This window comes from Pseudomonas sp. NBRC 111123, from assembly GCF_001320205.1.
GTDB lineage: Bacteria > Pseudomonadota > Gammaproteobacteria > Pseudomonadales > Pseudomonadaceae > Aquipseudomonas > Aquipseudomonas putida_J.
Genome location: NZ_BCAZ01000028.1, coordinates 31933 through 53009, shown reverse-complemented (window position 1 = coordinate 53009; position 21077 = coordinate 31933). Strand labels below are relative to the sequence as shown.

14 protein-coding genes are annotated in these 21077 nt (G+C 62.7%); 4 read left to right on the top strand and 10 right to left on the bottom strand.

Going from position 1 to position 21077, the window contains the following annotated elements; translation table 11 throughout:
- Window positions 1-155: 155 nt before the first annotated feature.
- On the top strand, window positions 156-1727 hold the full coding sequence (locus APH27_RS15535) for a TerC family protein (RefSeq protein WP_027916744.1): 1572 nt from the start codon (window positions 156-158) through the stop codon (window positions 1725-1727).
- Here the strand turns inward: APH27_RS15535 and rarD are convergent.
- Both rarD and APH27_RS15525 read right to left on the bottom strand, forming a co-directional pair.
- A complete protein-coding gene (gene rarD, locus APH27_RS15530) occupies window positions 1690-2577 on the bottom strand; it encodes an EamA family transporter RarD (RefSeq protein ID WP_027916743.1) in 888 nt (295 codons plus the stop codon). The genes APH27_RS15535 and rarD overlap by 38 nt on opposite strands.
- A 32-nt stretch (window positions 2578-2609) precedes the next feature.
- A complete protein-coding gene (locus tag APH27_RS15525) occupies window positions 2610-4196 on the bottom strand; it encodes a cyclic diguanylate phosphodiesterase (RefSeq protein WP_060485276.1) in 1587 nt (528 codons plus the stop codon).
- 301 nt (window positions 4197-4497) lie between these two features.
- Here APH27_RS15525 and hppD point away from each other — a divergent pair, with 301 nt between their 5' ends.
- Window positions 4498-5574 carry a 4-hydroxyphenylpyruvate dioxygenase gene (hppD, locus tag APH27_RS15520; protein WP_027916741.1) on the top strand — a complete coding sequence of 359 codons (1077 nt, stop codon included), beginning with the start codon at window positions 4498-4500 and terminating at the stop codon, window positions 5572-5574.
- Window positions 5575-5594: 20 nt separating this feature from the next.
- On the opposite strand, the gene APH27_RS15515 is transcribed toward hppD, so the two are convergent.
- Together APH27_RS15515 and APH27_RS15510 are read right to left on the bottom strand one after the other, a co-directional pair.
- Window positions 5595-6398 carry a CSS-motif domain-containing protein gene (locus APH27_RS15515; protein ID WP_027916740.1) on the bottom strand — a complete coding sequence of 268 codons (804 nt, stop codon included), beginning with the start codon at window positions 6396-6398 and terminating at the stop codon, window positions 5595-5597.
- Window positions 6399-6528: 130 nt separating this feature from the next.
- On the bottom strand, window positions 6529-7215 hold the full coding sequence (locus tag APH27_RS15510; protein ID WP_027916739.1) for a type 1 glutamine amidotransferase domain-containing protein: 687 nt from the start codon (window positions 7213-7215) through the stop codon (window positions 6529-6531).
- A 280-nt stretch (window positions 7216-7495) separates the two neighbouring features.
- Between APH27_RS15510 and APH27_RS15505 the strand changes: the two genes are divergently transcribed.
- On the top strand, window positions 7496-9484 hold the full coding sequence (locus APH27_RS15505) for a PAS domain-containing sensor histidine kinase (RefSeq protein WP_060485289.1): 1989 nt from the start codon (window positions 7496-7498) through the stop codon (window positions 9482-9484).
- A 6-nt stretch (window positions 9485-9490) separates the two neighbouring features.
- Here APH27_RS15505 and APH27_RS15500 read toward each other — a convergent pair whose 3' ends face one another.
- The 5 genes from APH27_RS15500 to mexE all read right to left on the bottom strand — a co-directional run bounded on the left by APH27_RS15500 (window position 9491) and on the right by mexE (window position 18272).
- Entirely contained in the window at window positions 9491-11095 is a 1605-nt protein-coding gene (locus APH27_RS15500) for a response regulator (protein ID WP_060485275.1), read from the bottom strand.
- A 105-nt stretch (window positions 11096-11200) separates the two neighbouring features.
- On the bottom strand, window positions 11201-12256 hold the full coding sequence (locus APH27_RS15495) for a HEAT repeat domain-containing protein (protein WP_060485274.1): 1056 nt from the start codon (window positions 12254-12256) through the stop codon (window positions 11201-11203).
- Between the two features lie 167 nt (window positions 12257-12423).
- The gene (locus tag APH27_RS15490) at window positions 12424-13842 is read right to left on the bottom strand and encodes an efflux transporter outer membrane subunit (protein WP_060485273.1); all 1419 of its coding nucleotides are present in this window, start codon (window positions 13840-13842) and stop codon (window positions 12424-12426) included.
- Window positions 13839-17018, bottom strand: coding sequence for an efflux RND transporter permease subunit (locus tag APH27_RS15485; RefSeq protein WP_027916734.1), 3180 nt, complete (start codon window positions 17016-17018; stop codon window positions 13839-13841). The genes APH27_RS15490 and APH27_RS15485 overlap by 4 nt, the downstream gene beginning before the upstream one ends.
- A gap of 12 nt (window positions 17019-17030) precedes the next feature.
- Window positions 17031-18272, bottom strand: coding sequence for a multidrug efflux RND transporter periplasmic adaptor subunit MexE (gene mexE / locus APH27_RS15480; protein WP_027916733.1), 1242 nt, complete (start codon window positions 18270-18272; stop codon window positions 17031-17033).
- A 353-nt stretch (window positions 18273-18625) separates the two neighbouring features.
- Here mexE and APH27_RS15475 point away from each other — a divergent pair, with 353 nt between their 5' ends.
- On the top strand, window positions 18626-19750 hold the full coding sequence (locus APH27_RS15475; protein ID WP_060485288.1) for an MFS transporter: 1125 nt from the start codon (window positions 18626-18628) through the stop codon (window positions 19748-19750).
- A gap of 32 nt (window positions 19751-19782) precedes the next feature.
- Here the strand turns inward: APH27_RS15475 and APH27_RS15470 are convergent, their stop codons facing one another.
- Entirely contained in the window at window positions 19783-21075 is a 1293-nt protein-coding gene (locus APH27_RS15470; RefSeq protein WP_027916731.1) for an MFS transporter, read from the bottom strand.
- Window positions 21076-21077: the final 2 nt, after the last annotated feature.

Below are 21077 nucleotides of genomic sequence, written 5' to 3'. Positions count from 1 at the left end.
TTCGCGCTATCAGAAAAAGCTGCTGTGCTTGTAGCATCCACTTCCCTATTTTGTATCAAGGTCTATATGAGCACCTTCGCGGAGCCCCCCAGTCCCCGGCCTTCACGGCCATCCTCCCATCGTCCTCGTGACGCTTCCTTCGTGAGTACCTGCTAATGGAATGGCTAGCCGACCCCACGGCCTGGCTGGGCCTGCTGACGCTTATCGTCCTCGAGCTGGTGCTTGGTATCGACAACCTGGTGTTCATCGCCATCCTCGCCGACAAGCTGCCACCGCATCAGCGCGACCGCGCACGGGTCATCGGCCTGAGCCTGGCGCTGATCATGCGCCTGGGCCTGTTGGCCAGTATCTCGTGGATGGTTACGCTGACTGCGCCGCTGTTCGAGGTGTTCGGCAAGAGCTTCTCCGGCCGTGACCTGATCATGTTGTTCGGTGGTGTGTTCCTGCTGTTCAAGGCCACCATGGAACTGCACGAACGCCTGGAAGGGCACGTTACCCAAGCCAGTGGTGCGGTGCGTCATGCCGCGTTCTGGCCGATCGTGGCGCAGATCGTCGTGCTTGACGCGGTGTTCTCGCTGGACGCGGTGATCACGGCCGTAGGCATGGTCGAAGAGTTGTCGGTGATGATGATCGCGGTGGTCTTCTCGATCGGCATCATGATCGTCGCCAGCAAGCCGCTGACCCGCTTCGTCAACGCCCACCCGACGGTGATCATGTTGTGCCTGGGCTTCTTGATGATGATCGGTTTCAGCCTGACCGCCGAAGGCCTGGGCTTCCATATCCCGAAAGGCTACCTGTACGCGGCCATCGGCTTCTCGATCCTCATCGAGCTGTTCAACCAGCTGGCCCGTGCCCGCCGCAAGCGCAGCCTGCAGCAGCATCGGCCGCTGCGTGAGCGCACTGCGCATGCCGTGCTGCGCCTGCTGGGTGGCCGTCGGGTCGAGGCTGACGAGGTGGGCGAAGAAATTGCCGACCTGGTCGAAGGGGGCGAGGAGCAGGTGCTGTTCGACCGTCGCGAGCGGGTGATGATCAGTGGCGTGCTGAACCTGGCCGAGCGGCCGATCCGCACGGTGATGACCGCGCGGGCCGAGGTAGACGTGATCGACCTGGCGCAACCGGCGCAAGCCATTACCGAGGCGCTGGCCAACTCACCGTATTCGCGCCTGCCGCTGATTCGCGATGGCCATATCGAGGAACCCCTGGGCTTCGTGCACAAGAAAGAGCTGCTCAAGGAGTTGCTGTCCGGCAGCCAGCCAGACCTTGAGCGCATGGCCCGGGCGCCGTTGAACCTGCTGGAGAGCTTCAGCATCCTCAACGCGCTTGAGCAGATGCGTGGGCAATCGACGCACATTGCTTTCGTGATCAACGAGTTCGGTGATTTCACTGGTCTGTTGACCATGACCGACATCCTTGAGTCGATTGCCGGCGAATTACCGGATGCCAGCGAGGTAGAGGGCCCGGCGATCGTCGAGGAGGGTGGCGGTTTTGTCGTCAGTGGCGCCCTGAACCTGAGCCAGGTCCAGGCCCGTACAGGCTTCAGCGCCCGTGCCACCGAGGACTACCAGACCCTGGCGGGCCTGGTGATGAGCTTGCTGGACCGCCTGCCGGTAGTCGGTGACCAGCTGGCCTGGAACGGCTGGCGCATGACCGTGGTGGCGGTGGAGGAGCGCCGGGTGCGCCAGGTGCGCCTTACACCGAACGCCGACGCTGACGCAGCAGGTGCTTGAAGCCTTCGAGCACCAGCACCAGCACCGCGGCCCATATCGGCAGGTAGGTCAGCCATTGATCCGGGCCGATGGTTTCGCCCAGCAGCAGGGCGACGCCCACCAGCAAGACTGGCTCGACGTAGCTGAGCAGGCCGAACAGGCTGAACGGCAACAGGCGGCTGGCCAGCACGTAGGCGATCAGTGCACAAGCGCTGATTGCCCCCAGCAGCGGGATCAACCCGTAGAGCCCTGGGTGCTGGTGCAGATCGGCCGTCGACAACGGCCCTTGGGTAACGAAATACACAGCCCAGGGCAGCAAGAGGCACATGTCGCACCACAGGCCACCGAGGTGGTCGGTGCGGCAGCGTCGCCGTAAAACGAAGTAGATCGGGTAGCCGATCGTTACCAGCAAGGTTTCCCAGGCGAAGCTGCCATGTTGGTACAGCTCGTGCCCTACGCCCAGTGCGGCGCAGCTGACTGCCACTTTCTGCAGGCGCGACAGGCGCTCGCCGTAGACCAGCCGCCCGGTCAGTACCATCGCCAGCGGAAGTAGGAAGTAGCCCATCGACACTTCCAGGCTGCGCCCGTGCAGCGGCGCCCAGAGGAACAGCCACAGCTGCACGCCCATCAACCACGAAGTACCGACCATGCCCAGCAACAGGATCGGCGTCTGGCGCACGCGGGCCAGCAATTCGCCGACGCGCTTCCAGTCTTTGCTGACCAGCATGAACAGGGTGAGGCAAGGCAGCGTCAGCAACGTGCGCCAGCCAAAGATCTCTTCGCCATCGAGCGGCGAAAGCAGGGAGGTATAGAAATACATCACGGCGAACAGACAGGACGCCATGACCGACGAAATAATGCCTTTTGACACGAATGCCTCGGATAGGGGAGTGAGCGGGTGGATCAGCCGCGCATGATCTCAGGGGGCGCGGCCTGCGGCAACTGCGCAGCACTCGGGCGGGCAGCGAGTGCGCTGAGGAACGCGTCCGCCGGCATTGGCCGGGCAAACAGGTAGCCCTGCTGGAAGTCCACCCCGAAACGCGCCAGGTAGTCACGCTGTACATCGGTTTCCACGCCTTCGGCAACAATGCCCAGGCCCAGCTTGCCGGACAGCTCGATGATGCTGTCGAGAATGTGCTGTGACAACGCGTCGCCACCGATCATGGCCACGAAGCTCTGGTCGATCTTCAGGTAATCGACCTTGAACTGGCGCAGGTAGTTGAGGCTCGACTGGCCGGTCCCGAAGTCATCCAGAGCGATCATCACTCCCATCTCGTGCAGTTTGGCGAACAGGTCGAGGGCTACGGGTGTGGCTTCGATGAGCTTGCGTTCGGTTAGCTCCAGAGTCAGCCGCACCCGCCCAGGGGGGAAGTGCTGAAGGAACGTGCGGCAGTCGTCGAGCAGGCTCAGGTCGCGGCAGTGGTCGGCGGTAATGTTGATGCCGACATGGAAGCCGTCTTCCAGCAGCGCAGCGTAAGGCGCCAGGCTTTGCGCAGTGTGCAGCATCAGGGCCCGGGTCATTGCGACGATCTGGCCGCTGTGTTCGGCGTAGGGGATGAACAAGTCCGGGCGTACCAGGCCTTCTCGGGGATGGTTCCAGCGCATCAGCACTTCAGCCCCGGCCCAGCGGTAGTCCCCTTTGCGCACCACGGGTTGGAAATACGGCAGAAACTCGTCTGCCTCCAGGGCCCGCCGCAGCTCGGCCCGGGGCGAACTGGCCCGACGAATCTGCCAGCGACAGACACTGCCGGCCACCACGCCGATCACCAACAGCAGGCTGAGCAAGGCAGGATAATGGCTGCGCAGCAGCTCACCTTGCTTGCTGGCCTCGAAGCCACCCTGCACGCTGAACGGATAGCGCGTCGAGCCCAGGGTCACATCGGCGGCGGCAGCAACCGGTGGCGCACCGCCATGCACCACGCCGTCCTTGCCCATCCAGGCATTGCCGACACGAATCTGCAATGCTTGCTCCGGGCCTATCAGGCGCAAGGCGGTGAGCAAGTGGTCGCCATCCACGGTACTGATCACACCGCGGTCGCCATCACTGGCCCGGTACACCAGCAAGGGATGGCCGGGCGTGACCGAGTTGCCGCTCATCAGCCATAGCCGGCCATCGGTGTAGTCATTGGCCTCGACGGGCTCGTCGAAGTCGCCGAACAGCGAACTGCAATAAAGGTTATGCCGCTGGAACAGGTTGGTCGAACGCACGAAGGCATTGCGCGTGACCTGGCTGCGCATGGCCAGTTGGGCGTCTGCGCAGGGGGTTCCTGCCAGCGGCAGCAGCGCCTGCGAGGCGGTGGCGAGGTTGTCTAGAATATGATCGACATGCTCGACCACCTGGCGCGTGGTCGCCTGGCTGGTGGCGCGCAGTTCGCGCTCGATCTGCCAGTTCATCACCGCCAGGCCACAGGCAAGCGGCATCACGCCGACGATCCAGGGCAGGAGCGTGCGCCAGCTCCAGCGAGCGGGGCGTTTGACCGTGAGGGGCATGTTGGGGAGATTTTCCTGATGACTGACGTGCAGAGGATAGCCGTTTGTCGGCGGCGATGGCGAACTAATGCGCGACAAAGCTATTTACGCAATGTAGAATCCGGTTACGAATACAACAATAAGGTCCTTCGCCATTGGAGGATCAAGCCCGCCGAGAATGGGTCCATATGACATACCATGGGTTCAAGCTGATCATTGGTGACTTCCTCGCCCGCAGCGTGCGCGGTATCCCGTGCTCTCCACCATTGCCGTTCCACATCCTACGCATTCATTAATTTTCGCTGCAGATGAGGGTACGAACATGGCTGATATCTTTGACAATCCAATGGGCCTGATGGGCTTCGAATTCATCGAGCTGGCTTCGCCAACGCCTGGCGTCCTCGAGCCGGTGTTCCAGATCCTCGGCTTCACCAAGGTGGCCACTCACCGCTCCAAGGACGTGCACCTGTATCGCCAGGGCGGCATCAACCTGATTCTCAACAACGAACCCAAAAGCATCGCCTCCTACTTTGCTGCCGAGCATGGCCCGTCGGTGTGCGGCATGGCGTTCCGCGTGCGCAATGCCCATGAAGCCTATGCCCGGGCCCTGGAGCTGGGTGCTCAACCGGTCGAGATCGAAACCGGCCCGATGGAATTGCGCCTGCCGGCCATCAAAGGTATCGGTGGGGCACCGCTCTACCTGATCGACCGGTTTGAAGAAGGCAGCTCGATCTACGATATCGACTTCAATTTCATCGAAGGCGTCGACCGCAACCCGCAGGGGGCAGGGCTGAAGATCATCGATCACCTGACCCACAACGTCTATCGCGGGCGCATGGCTTACTGGGCCGGTTTCTACGAGAAGCTGTTCAACTTCCGCGAGATTCGCTACTTCGATATCAAAGGCGAATACACCGGCCTGACTTCCAAGGCCATGACTGCGCCTGACGGCATGATCCGCATTCCGCTCAATGAGGAGTCATCCAAGGGTGCCGGGCAGATCGAAGAGTTCCTGATGCAGTTCAATGGCGAGGGCATCCAGCATGTGGCCTTCCTCACCGATGACCTGCTCAAGACTTGGGATGCACTCAAAGGTTTCGGCATGCGCTTCATGACTGCGCCGCCGCAAACGTATTACGAAATGCTCGAAGAACGCCTGCCTGGGCATGGCGAGCCGGTCGACCAGCTGCAGGCGCGCGGCATCCTGCTGGACGGCGCTTCCGAGGCCGGCGACAAACGCCTGCTGCTGCAGATATTCTCGGAAACGTTGCTCGGCCCGGTATTTTTCGAGTTCATCCAGCGCAAAGGGGATGACGGTTTCGGTGAAGGCAACTTCAAGGCGCTGTTCGAGTCCATCGAGCGTGACCAGGTCCGTCGTGGCGTGCTCAATGCCGAGTAAGTGAGCGCAGAGTGGCGCCGTCAGGCTGTGCTGGCGGCGCTACGAACACGTTTACGCTGCCTGTAGAAGCCCAAGTAAGTGATCGAGCCTGTAATGATGCCGACCAGCGCCAGGGAAGGGAGGATTGGTATCAGCGTTTTACGCGCCTCACGTGCCGAATATCCCTGTGCATAGCCTGCCTTGACGGTATAACCATACTTGTTTGATACACCCTCGTTGAAAAATTCGACTTGTGATGGGCGCGTCTTGTCGCGACTGTCGCCGTCGGTCCAGATGTATGAGTCACCGAATTCGAGCAATAAAGTCAGCCCAGTTTGAAACGCGCGCAGCTCATTGCGCAGCAAGATGCCATAGGACGTGGCGATGACCCCCAGCGTATTCTCACTGAGCTGATAGGTAAGCAGCACTGCATCGGGAGTTGCGGGTGGGTCCAGCAGCAAATGAAACGGCGATTGCGCATCTGGGATCATGAGATCCGGTGAGTAGGGTGTTCCCAAGGTGCTGCAATAGGTGCGGCCCTCGACGGTCAATGCCAGTGAGCGCAGGTGCGGTACTTTTGAGACCTGATCGAGCAAGTGCGGTTTGGCGTTCTCACAGCCAGTCCCGGCCAATGCCAACGCAGCAGATGCCGAATCGTGTATTCGGTCCAATGCCAGGTCCACTGAATAGATGGCCTCGTTGACGGAGATCCGCGAGGTTTCTTCAAATTTCTTGTCCTGTTGGTAAAACAGGATTATCAGTCCGGTGCAGACCGGCAGCAAGCTGATGACCAATGTCAGCAAAAGTTCGACCAAGCTCTGCCCTGCAGTTTTGAATCTTGACATGAGTGTCCAGCCCCCATTTTCGAGCTGCCCGAGATGGACAGCCCAGTGGAGAGCCTATGAATCAATTACTGCGCCTGCTGTCAGCCAAAGCCATGGATGTTTTGCGAACTACGCCGCTAAGGTGTAGGACTCATTGCGCCTTGAGCGCAGCAATGACCTTTTCTGCCAATAGGCTTGTGGAGGCGGGATTCTGCCCGGTAATCAGTCGACCGTCCGGGATCACGAAGGGTTTCCATGGGTCGTCGTCTTTGCTGTAGTTGCCGCCTCGCGCAACCAGTTCGTTTTCGGTGAGAAACGGCACCACCTTGTCCAGTTCTGCGAGCTTTTCTTCGGTATTGGAGAAGCCAGTTACCTGCCGGCCCTTGAGCAACAGGGTGTTGTCGCTGAGCTTGATGTTCAACAGGCCCACTACACCATGACAGACGGCAGCAACGATGCCGTCGCTTTCGTAGACTTTGCGCGCCAGTTCCTGCAACGGCTGGTTGTCTGGGAAGTCGAACATCACCCCGTGGCCACCTGTGTAGTAGATGGCGCAGTAATCACTTGCCTTGACCTTGCCAGGGCTGAACGATGTGCCCAGACGGTTCATGAACGATTTGTCGTCGTACCATTGCCAGTCCAGATCCGGGGCCAATTGCAGGCTATGCGGGTCGATGGGCACATAACCGCCCAAAGGGCTCACATAATCGACTTCATATCCGGCTTTCTGCACCACGTCGGCAAAATGCACCGCTTCACCCAGCCACAAACCGGTGGCCCGCTTCAGGGTCGGGTATTTGGCCGTATTGGTCAGCACTACCAGAATCTTCTTGCTCATCGCCACGCTCCCTGGTCTGTGGTTGAAGGGTAATGCGTTCCTTGGCGCGGGAAAACGTATTGAGCATAGCTGCCGTTTGACAAGGCGCCATTTAGATAGTGGCTCTATGCTATTGCTCTATGCTTGCGGTGCGTCCAGTGAGAGCTGCTAACAGTGCAGCTATTGCGGTGGCAAATCCTCGGGCAGATGATGCGCAAACGGATTTCTACTCTCGAGCAATGGTGGAATCACGACAGTGATCGTAAACGACGTACCGCGTAAACCTTCGGCCCAAGTCGGCATGGCTGAGCAGATCGCGCAGTTCGATTGGCGATACAGTTCGCTTGGGCCGCTGCCCTACTGGCAGGCACCCTTGCGCATCGCCGTCGACATGATGTTGCTGTCGCCATTCCCCTGCGCGGTGGTCTGGGGTGCCCAGATGACCGTGATACACAACGATCCTTACGCGGCATTGCTCGATAGCGACGGCCATACGTTGGGGCAGGGGTTCGACAAGCTCTGGGCAAAAGCCTGGGAGAGCATCGGGCCTTGGGTGTTCAAAGCACTCGAAGGTAGCTCGAACCTTGTCGAAAATCAGCCGCTTTGGCTACCGTGCAGGCGAACGGGCAGCCAAGCCTGCTACGCCTTCAGCTATACACCGCTACGCGATGAGCAGCATGAAGTAGTGGGGTTTCTGCACACGGTGATCAATACCAGCGCCACTATCGCTTCCCATGACAGATGGCGCGAGCAGGCGTTGGCGTTCGAGCGCCAGATCGAGCGCGTCATGCTCGACCGCGATCAGATCTGGCAGCTTTCTCGTGATGCCATGATCTTGGTTAACCGCGACATGCGGCTGCAAGCGGTCAATCCATGCTGGCAGCGCGCGCTGGGCTGGGCTGAAGATCAGGTGCTAGGTAAGTCCATCCTGGAGCTGGTCCACCCTTCCGACAGAGCCGAGGTGGTGGTTGCGGTGATGGAACTCTTGCTCGACCGCGGAGGCGGTCAGCTCGAGACACGCTTGCGCCATATGGACGGGCACTACCGCTGCTTCCGCTGGACGGCGAGTTTCGACGGTACGTTGCTGACGGCCGTAGGGCGCGATATTTCTCAGGACGATGAAGATGCCTTGCGCCTATCCGATACCCTGTTACGGGCATCGCAGCGCCTGGACGCGGTCAGCCACCTGGCAGGTGGCATGGCCCACGAAATGAACAACCTGCTGTCGGGCATCGGCGGCAGCCTGGAGCTCTTGCAGCGACGCCTGGACCAAGGTCGCCTCGAGCACATCGACCGTTATGTGGCGCTGGCCAGCGATTCGGTGCAACGCGCCATGACGCTCACTCATCGTCTGTTGGCATTCTCCCGCCTTCAGCCGCTGTCACCCAAACCACTGGACATCAATCGCCAGCTGACCGCCATGGAGCTGCTGTTGCGCCAGGTGCTGGGGGCTGAAATGCGATTGAGCTGGGAACTGGATGTAACGCGCTGGGCAATCTGCGTGGATATCGCGCAGCTGGAAAATGCCCTGGTGAACCTGTTCGTCAACGCACGTGAGGCATGCCTTGGGCGTGGCGTGGTGACATTGCGCACGATCAACACGCGCTTGGAGGCGCAGGTCCCCGATGAGCGTGGCATATCCCCGGGTGATTATGTCGCCGTGTATGTCACGGACGATGGGCCTGGCATACCCGAGGTGGATCTGGCCCGGGCGTTCGAGCCGTTCTTCACCACCAAACCCATGGGCCATGGCGCCGGGTTGGGGCTGGCGATGGTCTATGGCTTTGTCGGCCAGTCGGGTGGCCACGTCTGGCTCGAGTCAGCGCCCGATCATGGCCTGAAGGTTTGTATGTTGTTCCCGCGTTGCTTTGAACACATACCGCAAGAACTCCCGCAACCAATACCCGCTGTAGCGCGCGCCAGTGGCCAACGCGTGCTGTTGGTCGATGACGAGGACAACCTGCGTTTGGTGATGAAGGAGTACCTTCAGGAGCGTGGCTTCGATGTGTGCGATGTGCGGGATGCGAATTCGGCGCTCGATCGCTTCCGCCACTACGGGCCGTTCGACCTGGTGATCACCGATATCGGCTTGCCGGGCGGTTTCAGCGGGCGGCAGGTCGCCAGGGCGATGCGCATGGTGGAGCCGGATCAGAAGATTCTGATCATTACCGGGTTCAACGATCAGCCTCTGGACCCCCAGCTATCCGAGACGCCAGGCACGGCGCTGATGCTCAAGCCTTTCGCGTTGGCCAGCTTGATGAACCAGGCCCTGCTGATGCTGAGCGAATGATCGGGCTCAGCGATTCACCAGCATCTGGGCTACCTGCGCCTGTAACTGCTTGAGTTCGAATGGCTTGCAGATCAGCTGCATGCCCGGGGCGAGAAAACCCTCGCGTGCCATTGCTGTCTCGGCGTAGCCGGTAATGAACAGCACCGGAAGGTGAGGACGCAGCGTCCGGGCGATCTCGGCCAGTTGGCGACCATTCATGCCTGGTAGCCCGATGTCGCTGAGCAGCAGGTCGATCACCTGCGCTGAACGCAGCAACTGCAAGGCTTCGCTGGCATTGCTGACGCTGCGGCAGGGATAACCCTCATCCTGCAACGACTGGCAAAGCAGTTCGCGGACATGGGGATCATCCTCGACCACCAACACATTACGGCTTTTACCGGCAGGCGATGAGCGCGGTTCGGGTGCCAGAGGTGGTTGCGGGCCAAGGTGGCGTGGCAGGTAAAGGTCCACTTGTGTGCCGTGGCCGATCTCGCTGAACAGCGCCACATGGCCGTGGGACTGCTTGCTGAAGCCGTAAACCATCGACAGCCCAAGGCCAATACCTTGGCCCACGGGTTTGGTGCTGAAAAAGGGCTCGAACGCATGCTCCAGAGTGCTCTGTGACATGCCTTGCCCATTATCGATGATGCTCAGGCGGGCATATTCACCCTTGTCTGGCCCATCGCCGGCGACCTGTAGCGCGTCAACCTGCTGATTGCTCGCTTCTATACGCAACGTGCCGCCATTGGGCATGGCCTCGCAGGCATTGACCAGCAAGTTGTTCACCGCCTCTTGCAATTGCTTGTCGTCCGCCTGCACTGCCCAGAGGTCTTCAGGCAGGGCAAGGTGCAGGCTCACGCCTTGGCCAATAATGGCTTCGAGGCGCTCCGGTTCCAGCAGCGCGAGCAAGTCTATGCGCTGGCTGTGCAGCGACTGTCTGGACGAAAACGCCAGCAAGCGATGGGTCAGTACAGCTGCACGTGACACGGCTTCCTGGCCCATGCGCAGAATCCCTTCAACGCCCTCACTGCGCCCCTGTTTCAGGCGCCGATCAACCAGCTCGAAACTGCCCCCTATGCTGGTCAGCAAGTTGTTGAAGTCATGCGCGACACCGCCGGCCAATTGGCCGATTGCCTCCATCTTGCGGGTCTGCTGCACGGCATGGTCGGTGGCACGTTGTTGCTCGCTATGTGCATCCAGGCGCTGTTGCAAGTCGTGTATGTGGTCGCGCGCCAGGTATTGACGGCGGCGGTTGCGTAACGCTTTCTGGGCCAGATCCAGCAAGCACCCATCTTCGAAAGGTACGGCAAGCAGGGTCAGGTTGCCCAGCGCGCGGTTGGCCGCAGAGGGGGTAGCCGCTGGCGTGCATGTCAATAACACGATTGGCAGGTCCGACCAGACCGGCTGTTGATCGATGTAACCCTGCAAGAGGGTGGCTGCTTCGACGTCAAGCGCCTGTTCGGCGATGATCGCCAGCCCAGCGCCTTCTAGCAGGCACGCTTGCAGCCCGGCGATATCCGGCGCGCACAAGCAGTCGACACCGGCAGCCGCCAACAACGTTGAAGTATTGCTGGCTAGCAGATCCGGTGCCAGGATCAGTGCACGTTCGTCCATCGTTAACGGACTGGTCAATGCGATTCTCCTGAAACGGTGGGCAAGGTCGGTTTGTGTCCTTGCTACCTTCAATGGTCCCGATACCCACTGGACCACGGGCATTCGCCCAGGGTTCAACGCAATCTACAGCCCCTGTTGCAGGAAGGGATCATCCGGGTTCTGCCGCTCCAGCTCGGCCAGCAAGACCTGGACATTCTGCAGTTGGCCGGTTTCCTTCCAGTACTGGATCAGCAGCACCCGCGCCCGGCGATTGGCCGGTTGGCGGCTGAGCAGGGTTTCCAGCTGTTTCTGCGCGGCATCGGCCTGATCCAGATCGTGCAAGGTCACCGCCAGGGTATAGCGGTAATCGGTATTTTCCGGCTCCAGTTCAACCGCGCGCGACAAGGCGAGCAGGGCGTATTCACGCTGGTCATGGCGGATCAACCACAGCCCCAGTTCGTATTGCAGGAACGCCGAGTCCGGGCGCAGCGCCAAGGCATTGGCGAGCACCTGACGGGATTGGTCATGGTGGCCCTGGCGTTCCAGCAAGCGCACTTGGGTGGCCAGGGCGTCGAGGCCATTCGGGGCCAAGGCGAGGCTGCGCTGCAGGGCTGCAGCCGCCGGGTCGTAATCATTTTCGTGCAAGTACAGGCGGGCCAGATGCACTTGGGCCTCGGCGTCATCGGGTTGTTTTTCCAGAGCCTGCTGATACTGCTCCAGCGCGGCCTGCAACGGGCCGAAATACAGGCCAATGGCATCGGGGTCGAGGCCGAGCAAGGCATCCACTGCCGCGAAGCGCACGCTCTGTTCGTCATCGTCCAGCAATGGCCCCAGCACCAGGCTGCGCTGGGAGGGCGGCAACAGCTTGCGGATACTGGCAATGGCTGCCCGGCGCACCAGCGGGTCATCGTTTTCCAGGTCCAGGCGGGCCAGTTTCAGTGCCTGTGGTGAGGGGTAGTTGGGCAACTCGGCATAAAGTGCGGCGCGGCGGATGGGTGTCAGGTCATCACGCTGCAGTTGCTGATACAGCACCCGGGCGGCACCTGGCAGGCCATCATGGGCCTGGCGAAGCGCCTTGCCATAGCTGTGCGGCGGAAGTACCGGCGCAGCGGGCTTGTCGTCGCGGCGCACGAAAACGATGGCGATGGACACCAGAATCAGCAGCAGTACGGCGATCAGGTAGCTGTGGCGTCTGGGCATCGGGCGCAGCGATCCATGGCTGTGGGAAGGCAGAGCTTGGGGCAGAAAGCCCTGAGCTGCAAGCCGCATGGGCACCCAGGGGTAATAAAAAAGCCCCGCAGGCCAGGGCCGGCGGGGCAAACGGTTGGGGGAGGAACCAACCAAAGGAGTCGTTGAAACGGGGCGGGTCAACGTGCGCTGGCGACGGTCTCCGGCTGCCAGCCGCCACCGAGGGCCTTGTAGATCGAGACGATGCCGCGATACAGCTCGACCTCGCCCTGGGCCTGGGCGTCTTCGGCGCTCAGGCGTTCGCGTTCGGCATCGAGCAGCACCAGGTAATCCACAGTACCCTCGCGGTAACGCACCGACGCCAGGTCGGCGGCCTTGCGGCTAGCGTCACTCTGGCGCATCAGCGACAACAGCCGCTGCTGGGTCTTGTCGTAGTCGCTGAAGGCGTTGGCCGATTCTTCCAAGGCCAGCAGCACCTGCTGTTCATAGTTGGCCAGGGCGCCTTCGGCGTCAGCCTTGGCGCCGCGCAGGCGGGCCCGCACGCTGCCCAGGTCGAAGGCGGCCCAGGTGATGCTTGGGCCCAGTGCCCAGGCATTGGCTGCAGAAGATCCGATCTGCGAGCCACGGGCGGCGGTAAAGCCGAGGAAGCCGCTGAGGCTCACCCGAGGGAACAGGTCGGCGGTGGCCACACCGACATTGGCGGTGGCAGCGGCCAGCTGGCGCTCGGCGCTGCGGATATCCGGGCGACGGCGCAGCAGCTCGCCGGGGTCGCCCACCGGCAAGGCCTTGGCGATGGCCGGCAAAGCCTTGGGCGACAGGTCCACGCTCAGTGCATCCGGGCGCTGGCCAAGCAAGGTGGCGATGCGGTGCCGCGCCCTGGCCTGTTCGGCCTGCAGTTGCGGTACGGTGGCTTCGACACCCGCCAGGCGGGCATCGGCGCGCACCACGTCGAGTTCGTTGCCGACCCCGGCATCGCGCAGGGTCACGGTGATGTTGCGTGATTCCTGCTGGGTCTTGAGGTTGGCCACGGCGATGTTCTCGCGCAGTTGCGCACCACGCAGCTGGCCGTAAGCGTCAACCAGTTCGGCGATCAGGCTGACCTGCAGCTGTTGCAGGTCGGCCTGGGCCGCCGCTTCCTGGGCTTCGCTGGCCTCGATCTGGCGCTGGATGCGGCCGAACAGGTCAAGTTCCCAGGCCATGTCCAGGCCCAGGTCGTACCGTTCCTGGTTGACCCGCTGGGTGGTCTGGCCGGGCACCTGGCCCTTGCCGATCTCGCTGCTGGCGCGGCTGGTGACCACCGGGAACTGGTCGTTGGCGGCGTCATCGCGGATCGCCCGAACCGACTTGAGCCGGGCGAACGCCACGCGCAGGTCGCGGTTGCCGTCCAGCGATGCCTGCACCAGCTGGTTCAGCACCGGGTCGTCGAACTGCTTCCACCACACGCTTTCGAAGCGGCTGCGGTCAAAGGCCTTGGCCTGCACATCAGTGCTGTCGAAATGCGCAGGTTCGGTGTCCGGGGTCTTGTAGTCCGGGCCTACCGCGCAGGCCGCCAGGGCCAGCGCCAGCAGGCTCGGTGTCAGTGGTTTGAGCAGGTTCATGCGTGGTTCTCCAGCACGTGCGCGGGCTCGGCCTTGCGGGCCTGGCGACGCTCGACGAAGCGGCGGATCAGGAAGAAGAACACCGGGGTCAGGAACAGGCCGAACACAGTCACGCCGATCATCCCCGAGAACACCGCCACACCCATGGCATGGCGCATTTCCGAGCCGGCTCCGGAGCTGAACACCAGCGGTACCACACCCATGATGAAGGCGATCGAGGTCATCAGGATCGGCCGCAGACGCAGGCGGCAGGCTTCCAGCACCGCAGCCAGCGGGTCGAGGCCCTTGGCCTGTTCATCCTTGGCGAACTCGACGATCAGGATCGCGTTCTTGCACGCCAGGCCCACCAGCACGATCAGGCCGATCTGGGTGAAGATGTTGTTGTCGCCACCGGACACGATCACCCCGGTGATGGCCGACAGCAGGGTCATCGGCACGATCAGGATCACCGCCAGCGGCAGGCTCCAGCTTTCGTACTGGGCCGCCAGCACCAGGAACGCCAGCAGCACGCACAGCGGGAACACGAACAGCGCGGTATTGCCCGAGAGGATCTGCTGGTAGGTGAGGTCGGTCCACTCGAAGGTCATGCCGTTGGGCAGCTCTTCCTTGAGCAGTTTCTCGATTGCCGCCTCGGCCTGGCCGGAGCTGTACCCTGGGGCAGCAGCGCCGTTGATCTCGGCGGTGATGAAGCCGTTGTAATGCATTACCCGGTCAGGGCCAGAGGTGTCGCTGACCTTGAGGAAGGTCGCCAGCGGGATCATCTCGCCGAGGTTGTTGCGCACCTTCAGCTGGCCGATCTGCTCGGCATCGAGGCGGAACTGCTGCTCGGCCTGGACGTTGACCTGGTAGGTGCGGCCAAAGCGGTTGAAGTCGTTGGTGTACAGCGAGCCCAGGTAGACCTGCAGGGTGTCGAAGATGTCGGTGATCGCCACGCCGTGGGTCTTGGCCTTTTCCCGGTCGATGGCGGCATCGACCTGCGGCACGTTGACCTGGTAGCTGGTGAACAAGCCCGCCAGCTCCGGCACGTTGTGGCTCTTGGCGATGATGTTCTGGGTTTCTTTGTACAGCGCTTCGTAGCCCAGGTTGCCGCGGTCCTCGATCTGCAGGCGGAAGCCGCCGATGGTGCCAAGGCCTTGCACGGGCGGTGGCGGGAAGATCGCGATGTAAGCGTCCTGGATGTCAGCGAACTTGGCGTTCAGCGCGGCAGCGATGGCCGCGGCCGACTGGCTCGGGTCCTTGCGCTCGTCGAACGGTTTGAGCGGGGTGAACACGATGCCGCTGTTCGGGCTGTTGGTGAACCCGTTGATCGACAGGCCCGGGAAGGCCACCGAATCGGCCACGCCCGGTTGCTCCAGGGCGATTTCGCTCATGCGCTTGATCACCGCCTCGGTGCGGTCGAGGCTGGCGGCGTCAGGCAGTTGGGCGAAGGCCACCAGGTACTGCTTGTCCTGCGCCGGGACGAAACCGGTCGGGGTGCTGGAGAAGCCCAGGTAGGTCAGGCCCATCAGCCCGGCATAGATGAACAGGGCGATGCCGCTGGAGCGGATAACCCGGCGCACGCCGCCCACGTAGCGGTGGCTGGCCCGGTCGAAGAAGCGGTTGAACGGGGCGAACAGCCAGCTGCCCAGCAGCCGCTCCAGGAACCGCGAGAAACGGTCTTTGGGCGCATGGTGGTCTTTGAGCAGCACGGCAGCCAGTGCTGGCGACAGGGTCAGCGAGTTGAATGCCGAGATCACGGTGGAAATGGCGATGGTCAGCGCAAACTGCTTGTAGAACTGCCCGGTAAGGCCGGAAATGAACGCGGCAGGCACGAACACCGCGCACAGCACCAGCGCCGTGGCGATGATCGGCCCGGTCACTTCACTCATGGCCTTCTGCGTGGCTTCAAGCGGTTTCAGGCCCAGCCCGATGTTGCGTTCGACGTTCTCCACCACGACGATGGCGTCGTCCACCACGATACCGATGGCCAACACCAGGCCGAACAGTGACAAGGCGTTGAGCGAAAAGCCGAACAGGTGCATCACCGCAAAGGTGCCGATCAGCGAAACGGGTACGGCCAGCAGCGGGATGATCGAGGCGCGCCAGGTCTGCAGGAACAGAATGACCACCAGCACGACCAGCACCAGCGCTTCGAACAGCGTGTGCACCACGGCTTCGATGGAGCCACGGACGAACACGGTCGGGTCATAGACGATGCTGTAGTCCATGCCTTCCGGGAAGTCCTTCTTCAGCTCGGCCATCTTTGCCCGCACTTCGTCGGAGATCTCGATGGCGTTGGAGCCCGGGCGCTGGAAGATCGGGATGGCCACCGCCGGCTGGTTGTTCAGCAGCGAGCGCAGGGCGTACTGGCTGGAACCGAGCTCGACCCGGGCGATGTCCTTCAGGCGGGTGATTTCACCGTCGGCACCGGCACGGATGATGATGTTCTCGAACTCTTCCTCGTTGACCAGGCGGCCCTGGGTGTTGATCGACAGCTGGAAGCTGGTCGAACCGGGGGCGGGCGGGGCGCCCAGCTGGCCGGCGGCGACCTGGCGGTTCTGCTCGCGGATGGCGGCCACCACGTCGCTGGCAGTCAGGTTGCGCGAAGCGGTCTTGTTCGGGTCGAGCCACACGCGCAGCGAATAGTCGCCCATGCCGAACAGCTGCACGTCGCCGACGCCGCCCAGGCGTGCCAGCTCATCCTTGATGTTGAGGATGGCGTAGTTGGACAGGTAGAGCATGTCGTAGCGTTTGTCCGGCGAGGTCAGGTGCACGACCATGGTCAGGTCGGGCGACGCCTTGTCGACGGTGATACCGATCCGCGTCACTTCCTCCGGCAGCTTGGGCTGGGTACGGGTGACGCGGTTCTGCACCTGCACCTGGGCATTGTCAAGGTCCGTGCCCAGGGCGAAGGTGATGGTCAGGGTCAGCTTGCCGTCGGCAGTGGACTGCGAGGACATGTACAGCATGTTCTCGACACCGGTGATGGCCTGTTCCAGTGGCGCGGCAACGGTCTCACCGATCACCTTGGGGTTGGCACCGGGGAAGTTGGCGCGCACCACCACGGTCGGTGGTACCACTTCGGGGTATTCGCTGATGGGCAGCTGGAACAGCGAGATCGAGCCCGCAATCAGCAGCACCAGCGACAGCACTGCGGCGAAGATGGGCCGGGTAATGAAGAATTTCGAAAAGTTCATCGGTGTGGTCCCTTAACCGCGTGGCGCCTGGGCGCTGGCGACTTTTTCGGTGGAGCCCGCTACCTTGTGCGCCTGGTTGCTGGCCTCGAGGGCCTGGCGCTGCTGGGCGAGGGCGGCAAGCGTCTGCTCGCTGGCCATGGGTGTTTCTTCCGGGGTCACTGGCGAGCCAGGGCGCACGCGCTGCAGGCCCTTGACCACGATGCGATCGTCCTTGGCCAGGCCGCTACGGACGATGCGCAGGCCTTCGAGCTTCGGCCCCAGTTCCACGGCGCGGTAGGCGGCCTTGTTGTCCTTGTCCATGACCAGCACGAACTTCTTGCCAAGGTCGGTACCGACCGCTTCGTCGTTGATCAGCACGGCGTCGTACTGGGCGCTGCCGACCAGCTTCAGGCGGGCATACAGGCCTGGGGTGAACTGGCCGTCACGGTTGTCGAACACGGCGCGGCCACGGATGGTGCCGGTGCGCGGGTTGACCTGGTTGTCGACAAAGTTCATCTGGCCCAGGTGCGGGTTACCGGTTTCGCTGGTCAGGCCCAGGTACACCGGGGTGCTCTGACCACGCTGGCCGTCGCGCGCCAGCTGGTTGTACTTGAGGTACACGCGCTCGTCGGCGTCGAAGTAGGCGTACACCTTGTCGGTGGAAACCACGCTGGTCAGCGGCGTGACATCGGCAGTGACGATGTTGCCGGCGGTGAATTCGGCGCGGCTGACGCGGCCGCTGATCGGCGCGGTGACGCGGGTGAAGCTGAGGTTCAGGCGGGCCAGGTCGAGCTGGGCCTGGATCGCATCGACCCCGGCGCGGGCTTCGGCGGCGGCGCTGCTGCGCGATTCGGCAAGCTCGGCGGAGATGGCATTGCTGTCGCGCAGGCGCTCGCCACGGCGGGCTTCGTTGGCACTGCGGATGGCGGTGGCCTTGGCCTGTTGCAGCTGTGCTTCGAGGCGGCGGACTTCAGCCTGGAACGGGCGCGGGTCGATCTGGAACAGCAGGTCGCCTTTCTTGACTTGGGCACCTTCGGTGAAGCCGACCAGGTCGATCTGGCCCGAGACCCGTGGGCGCACTTCGACGGTTTCTGGCGCTTCAAGCCGGCCGGTGAACTCGTCCCATTCGTTGATCGGTTGCTCGATGACCTTGGCGACGCTGACCTTGGGCGCGGCGGGAGCCTGCACGGCGTCGGGGGTGCGGCCACAAGCGCCGAGCACCACCACTGCCAGGGCAGCGAGTGGGAAGCGCAAGGGTTTGAGTGAGTGATCCATGGAGAACTCCGCCAATGTATTAGTAGTGGGCGGAGTGTGAGTGTCTTGCGCGTGACGCACGAATCGAACGGAGCGAAGGTTATTATCACGCGCAATGATATGTCGGGATCCATTATCGATGGCGGGCATGTGACGGGGCTTGCGGGTAAGCGCTCTAACTGCAGTGCCGGCCCCTTCGCGGGCAAGCCCGCTCCCACAGGATCCATGCACTTCTCAAGGCCTGTGCAATACCTGTGGGAGGGGGCTTGCCCGCGAAGGGGTCAGGCAGACACCTTCGCACAGCAACTGAAATAGGCCCCGCCTTGCACACCTACCACCGCCTCCCTGGCCCCCTCGGTATCGTCCTCCTCGGCGTGCTGCAAATCCTGGTCTGGGGCGGCTCATTCTTCCTCATGGCGGTAATGGCCGACCCGATCAGCCGCGATACCGGCTGGCCCAGCCAGTGGGTCTACGGCGCGCTGTCCCTGAGTTTGATGGTCTCGGCGCTGTTCGCCCCCTGGTCCAGCCGCCTGGTCGCCCGCCATGGTGGCCGCCCGCAAATGGCCGCCAGCGGCGCGGTGGTGGCGGTAGGGCTGCTGATCATGGCCGCCAGCCACGACCTCGGCCTGTTCCTGCTTGCCTGGGCGGTGATCGGCATCGGCATGGCCATGGGCTTGTATGAAGCGCTGTTCGCCACCCTCGGCGGGTTGTATGGCGAAGGTGCGGGCAAGGCCATCACCGGCATCACCCTGATTGCCGGCTTCGCCTCGACCCTGTCCTGGCCAACCGTGGCCCTGGCCATCGAACACATTGGCTGGCGGGCGACGTGCGTGTGCTATGCGCTGGTGCTGATCGTGGTGGTCGCGCCGCTGTACTGGCGGGTGCTGCCTGCGGGCGGCCGGGTCGAGGTGCCGGCCAAGGCACAGGCAGCAGGCGAAGCGCCCGGCGTGGACCGCGCGCTGTACCTGCTGCTGACCTGCATGTTCGCCATCGGTGCGATCATCATGACCGCCATCGCCGTGCAGCTGGTGGCCGTGCTGCAGGGCCTGGGGCATTCGCTGCCGGTGGCCATCGGGCTGGCGGCGATGCTCGGCCCCAGCCAGGTGGCATCGCGGGTGCTGCAGATCCTGGCGGGCAAGCGCCACCCGATCTGGACCGCGCTGGCCTGGGTGAGCCTGGTACTGGTGGGGCTGCTGATGGTGACCTTTATGCCGGCAGCCACGGCGGTGGGCTTGCTGGTGTTCGGCTGCGGCAATGGCCTGCGGGCGATCGTACGGGGGCTGCTGCCGCTGGCGATGATGCCGCCAGCGCAGTATGTGATGTTGATGGGCCGCATGTCGCGGCCGTCGCTGATCGGACAGGCACTCACGCCAGTGGTGGGGGGCTTTCTGTTCGAGCACTTTGGCTCGATGGGGGTGTTGCTGACCCTGTGCCTGCTGGCGCTGACCAATGTGCTGTTGGTCGGGATGCTGATGTACCGGGTGCGAGCCAGCAGCTGAACCTGCTGGCACCACCGCTTGGCAATCGGGACTCAGCAGGTGCTGGCCGCTACCGGCTTGGCTCGGCGATACAGCACGGTCGTTGCGGTAAATCCGCATACCGCTGCGAACATCAGCCAGTAAGCCGGCGATGCCTTGTCTCCGGTGGCCTGCACCAAGAGCGTCGAAACGGCCGGCGTGAAACCGCCAAACAGCGCGGTGGCCAGGCTGAAGGCCAGAGAGAACCCGACCACACGCACGTTCGCCGGCATCACCTCGGTCAGCGCCGCGACCATGGCGCCGTTGTACATACCGAAGAAGAAAGAGAAGTACAGCAATACTGCCAGCAGGCGCTCGAAGCTGGCGGCCTCGGCCAGCCAGTGCATGGCCGGGTAGGCGCTGACCACGCACAGCAGGGAAATCGCCAACAGCTGCGGGCGCCGGCCGATGCGGTCGGAAAGGGCGCCGCCGATGGGCAGCCAGATGAAGTTGCTGACCCCGACCAGCAAGGTCACCATCAGGCTCTCGGTGGTGCTCAGTTGCAGCACGGTCTTGCCGAAGGTCGGGGTGTAGACCGTGATCAGGTAGAACGTGGTGGTCGTCATTGCCGCCAGCAAGCCGCCGGCCAGCACCGTGCGCCAGTTGTCGCACATCGAGCGGAATACCTCGGCAGCGCCCGGGTGGTGCCCGCGCGCCTTGAATGCTTCGGTCTCCTGCAACGAGCGGCGGATGATGAAGATGAACGGGATGATCACGCAGCCGATGAAGAACGGGATACGCCAGCCCCAGCTGGCCACTTCGTGGGTTGCCATGCAGGCATTGAGGGCGAAGCCCAGTGCCGCGGCGACGACGATCGCCACTTGCTGGCTCGCCGATTGCCAGCTGGTGTAGAAGCCGGTGCGCCCCGGCGTGGCGATTTCCGAGAGGTAGACCGAAACGCCTCCCAGTTCGGCGCCGGCGGAAAAGCCCTGTAACAGCCGCCCCAGCAGCACCAGCAGCGGGGCGAGGATGCCGATGCTGGCGTAACCCGGCACCAGTGCGATCAGCACGGTGCCAGTGGCCATGATCGACAGCGTCACGATCAGCCCTTTGCGCCGGCCGACCTTGTCGATGTAGGCGCCCAGCACGATGGCCCCCAACGGGCGCATCAGAAAGCCTGAGCCGAACACCGCGAAGGTCATCATCAATGAAGCGAACTCGCTGGTGGCCGGGAAGAACGTCTGGGATATGTAGGTGGCATAGAAACCGAACAGAAAGAAATCGAACTGCTCGAGGAAATTGCCGCTGGTGACCCGCAGGATGGCGCCCAGCTTGGCACCCCTGGTCTGTGTTGTTGTTTTCATCATGG

What these genes read in the sequence shown, in the direction of transcription:
- APH27_RS15535 (WP_027916744.1), top strand. Translation starts at nt 156, where the DNA reads ATGGAATGGCTAGCCGACCCCACGGCCTGGCTGGGCCTGCTGACGCTT.
- APH27_RS15525 (WP_060485276.1), bottom strand. Translation starts at nt 4,196, where the DNA reads ATGCCCCTCACGGTCAAACGCCCCGCTCGCTGGAGCTGGCGCACGCTC.
- hppD (WP_027916741.1), top strand. Translation starts at nt 4,498, where the DNA reads ATGGCTGATATCTTTGACAATCCAATGGGCCTGATGGGCTTCGAATTC.
- APH27_RS15515 (WP_027916740.1), bottom strand. Translation starts at nt 6,398, where the DNA reads ATGTCAAGATTCAAAACTGCAGGGCAGAGCTTGGTCGAACTTTTGCTG.
- APH27_RS15510 (WP_027916739.1), bottom strand. Translation starts at nt 7,215, where the DNA reads ATGAGCAAGAAGATTCTGGTAGTGCTGACCAATACGGCCAAATACCCG.
- APH27_RS15505 (WP_060485289.1), top strand. Translation starts at nt 7,496, where the DNA reads ATGGCTGAGCAGATCGCGCAGTTCGATTGGCGATACAGTTCGCTTGGG.
- APH27_RS15495 (WP_060485274.1), bottom strand. Translation starts at nt 12,256, where the DNA reads ATGCCCAGACGCCACAGCTACCTGATCGCCGTACTGCTGCTGATTCTG.
- APH27_RS15490 (WP_060485273.1), bottom strand. Translation starts at nt 13,842, where the DNA reads ATGAACCTGCTCAAACCACTGACACCGAGCCTGCTGGCGCTGGCCCTG.
- APH27_RS15485 (WP_027916734.1), bottom strand. Translation starts at nt 17,018, where the DNA reads ATGAACTTTTCGAAATTCTTCATTACCCGGCCCATCTTCGCCGCAGTG.
- mexE (WP_027916733.1), bottom strand. Translation starts at nt 18,272, where the DNA reads ATGGATCACTCACTCAAACCCTTGCGCTTCCCACTCGCTGCCCTGGCA.
- APH27_RS15470 (WP_027916731.1), bottom strand. Translation starts at nt 21,075, where the DNA reads ATGATGAAAACAACAACACAGACCAGGGGTGCCAAGCTGGGCGCCATC.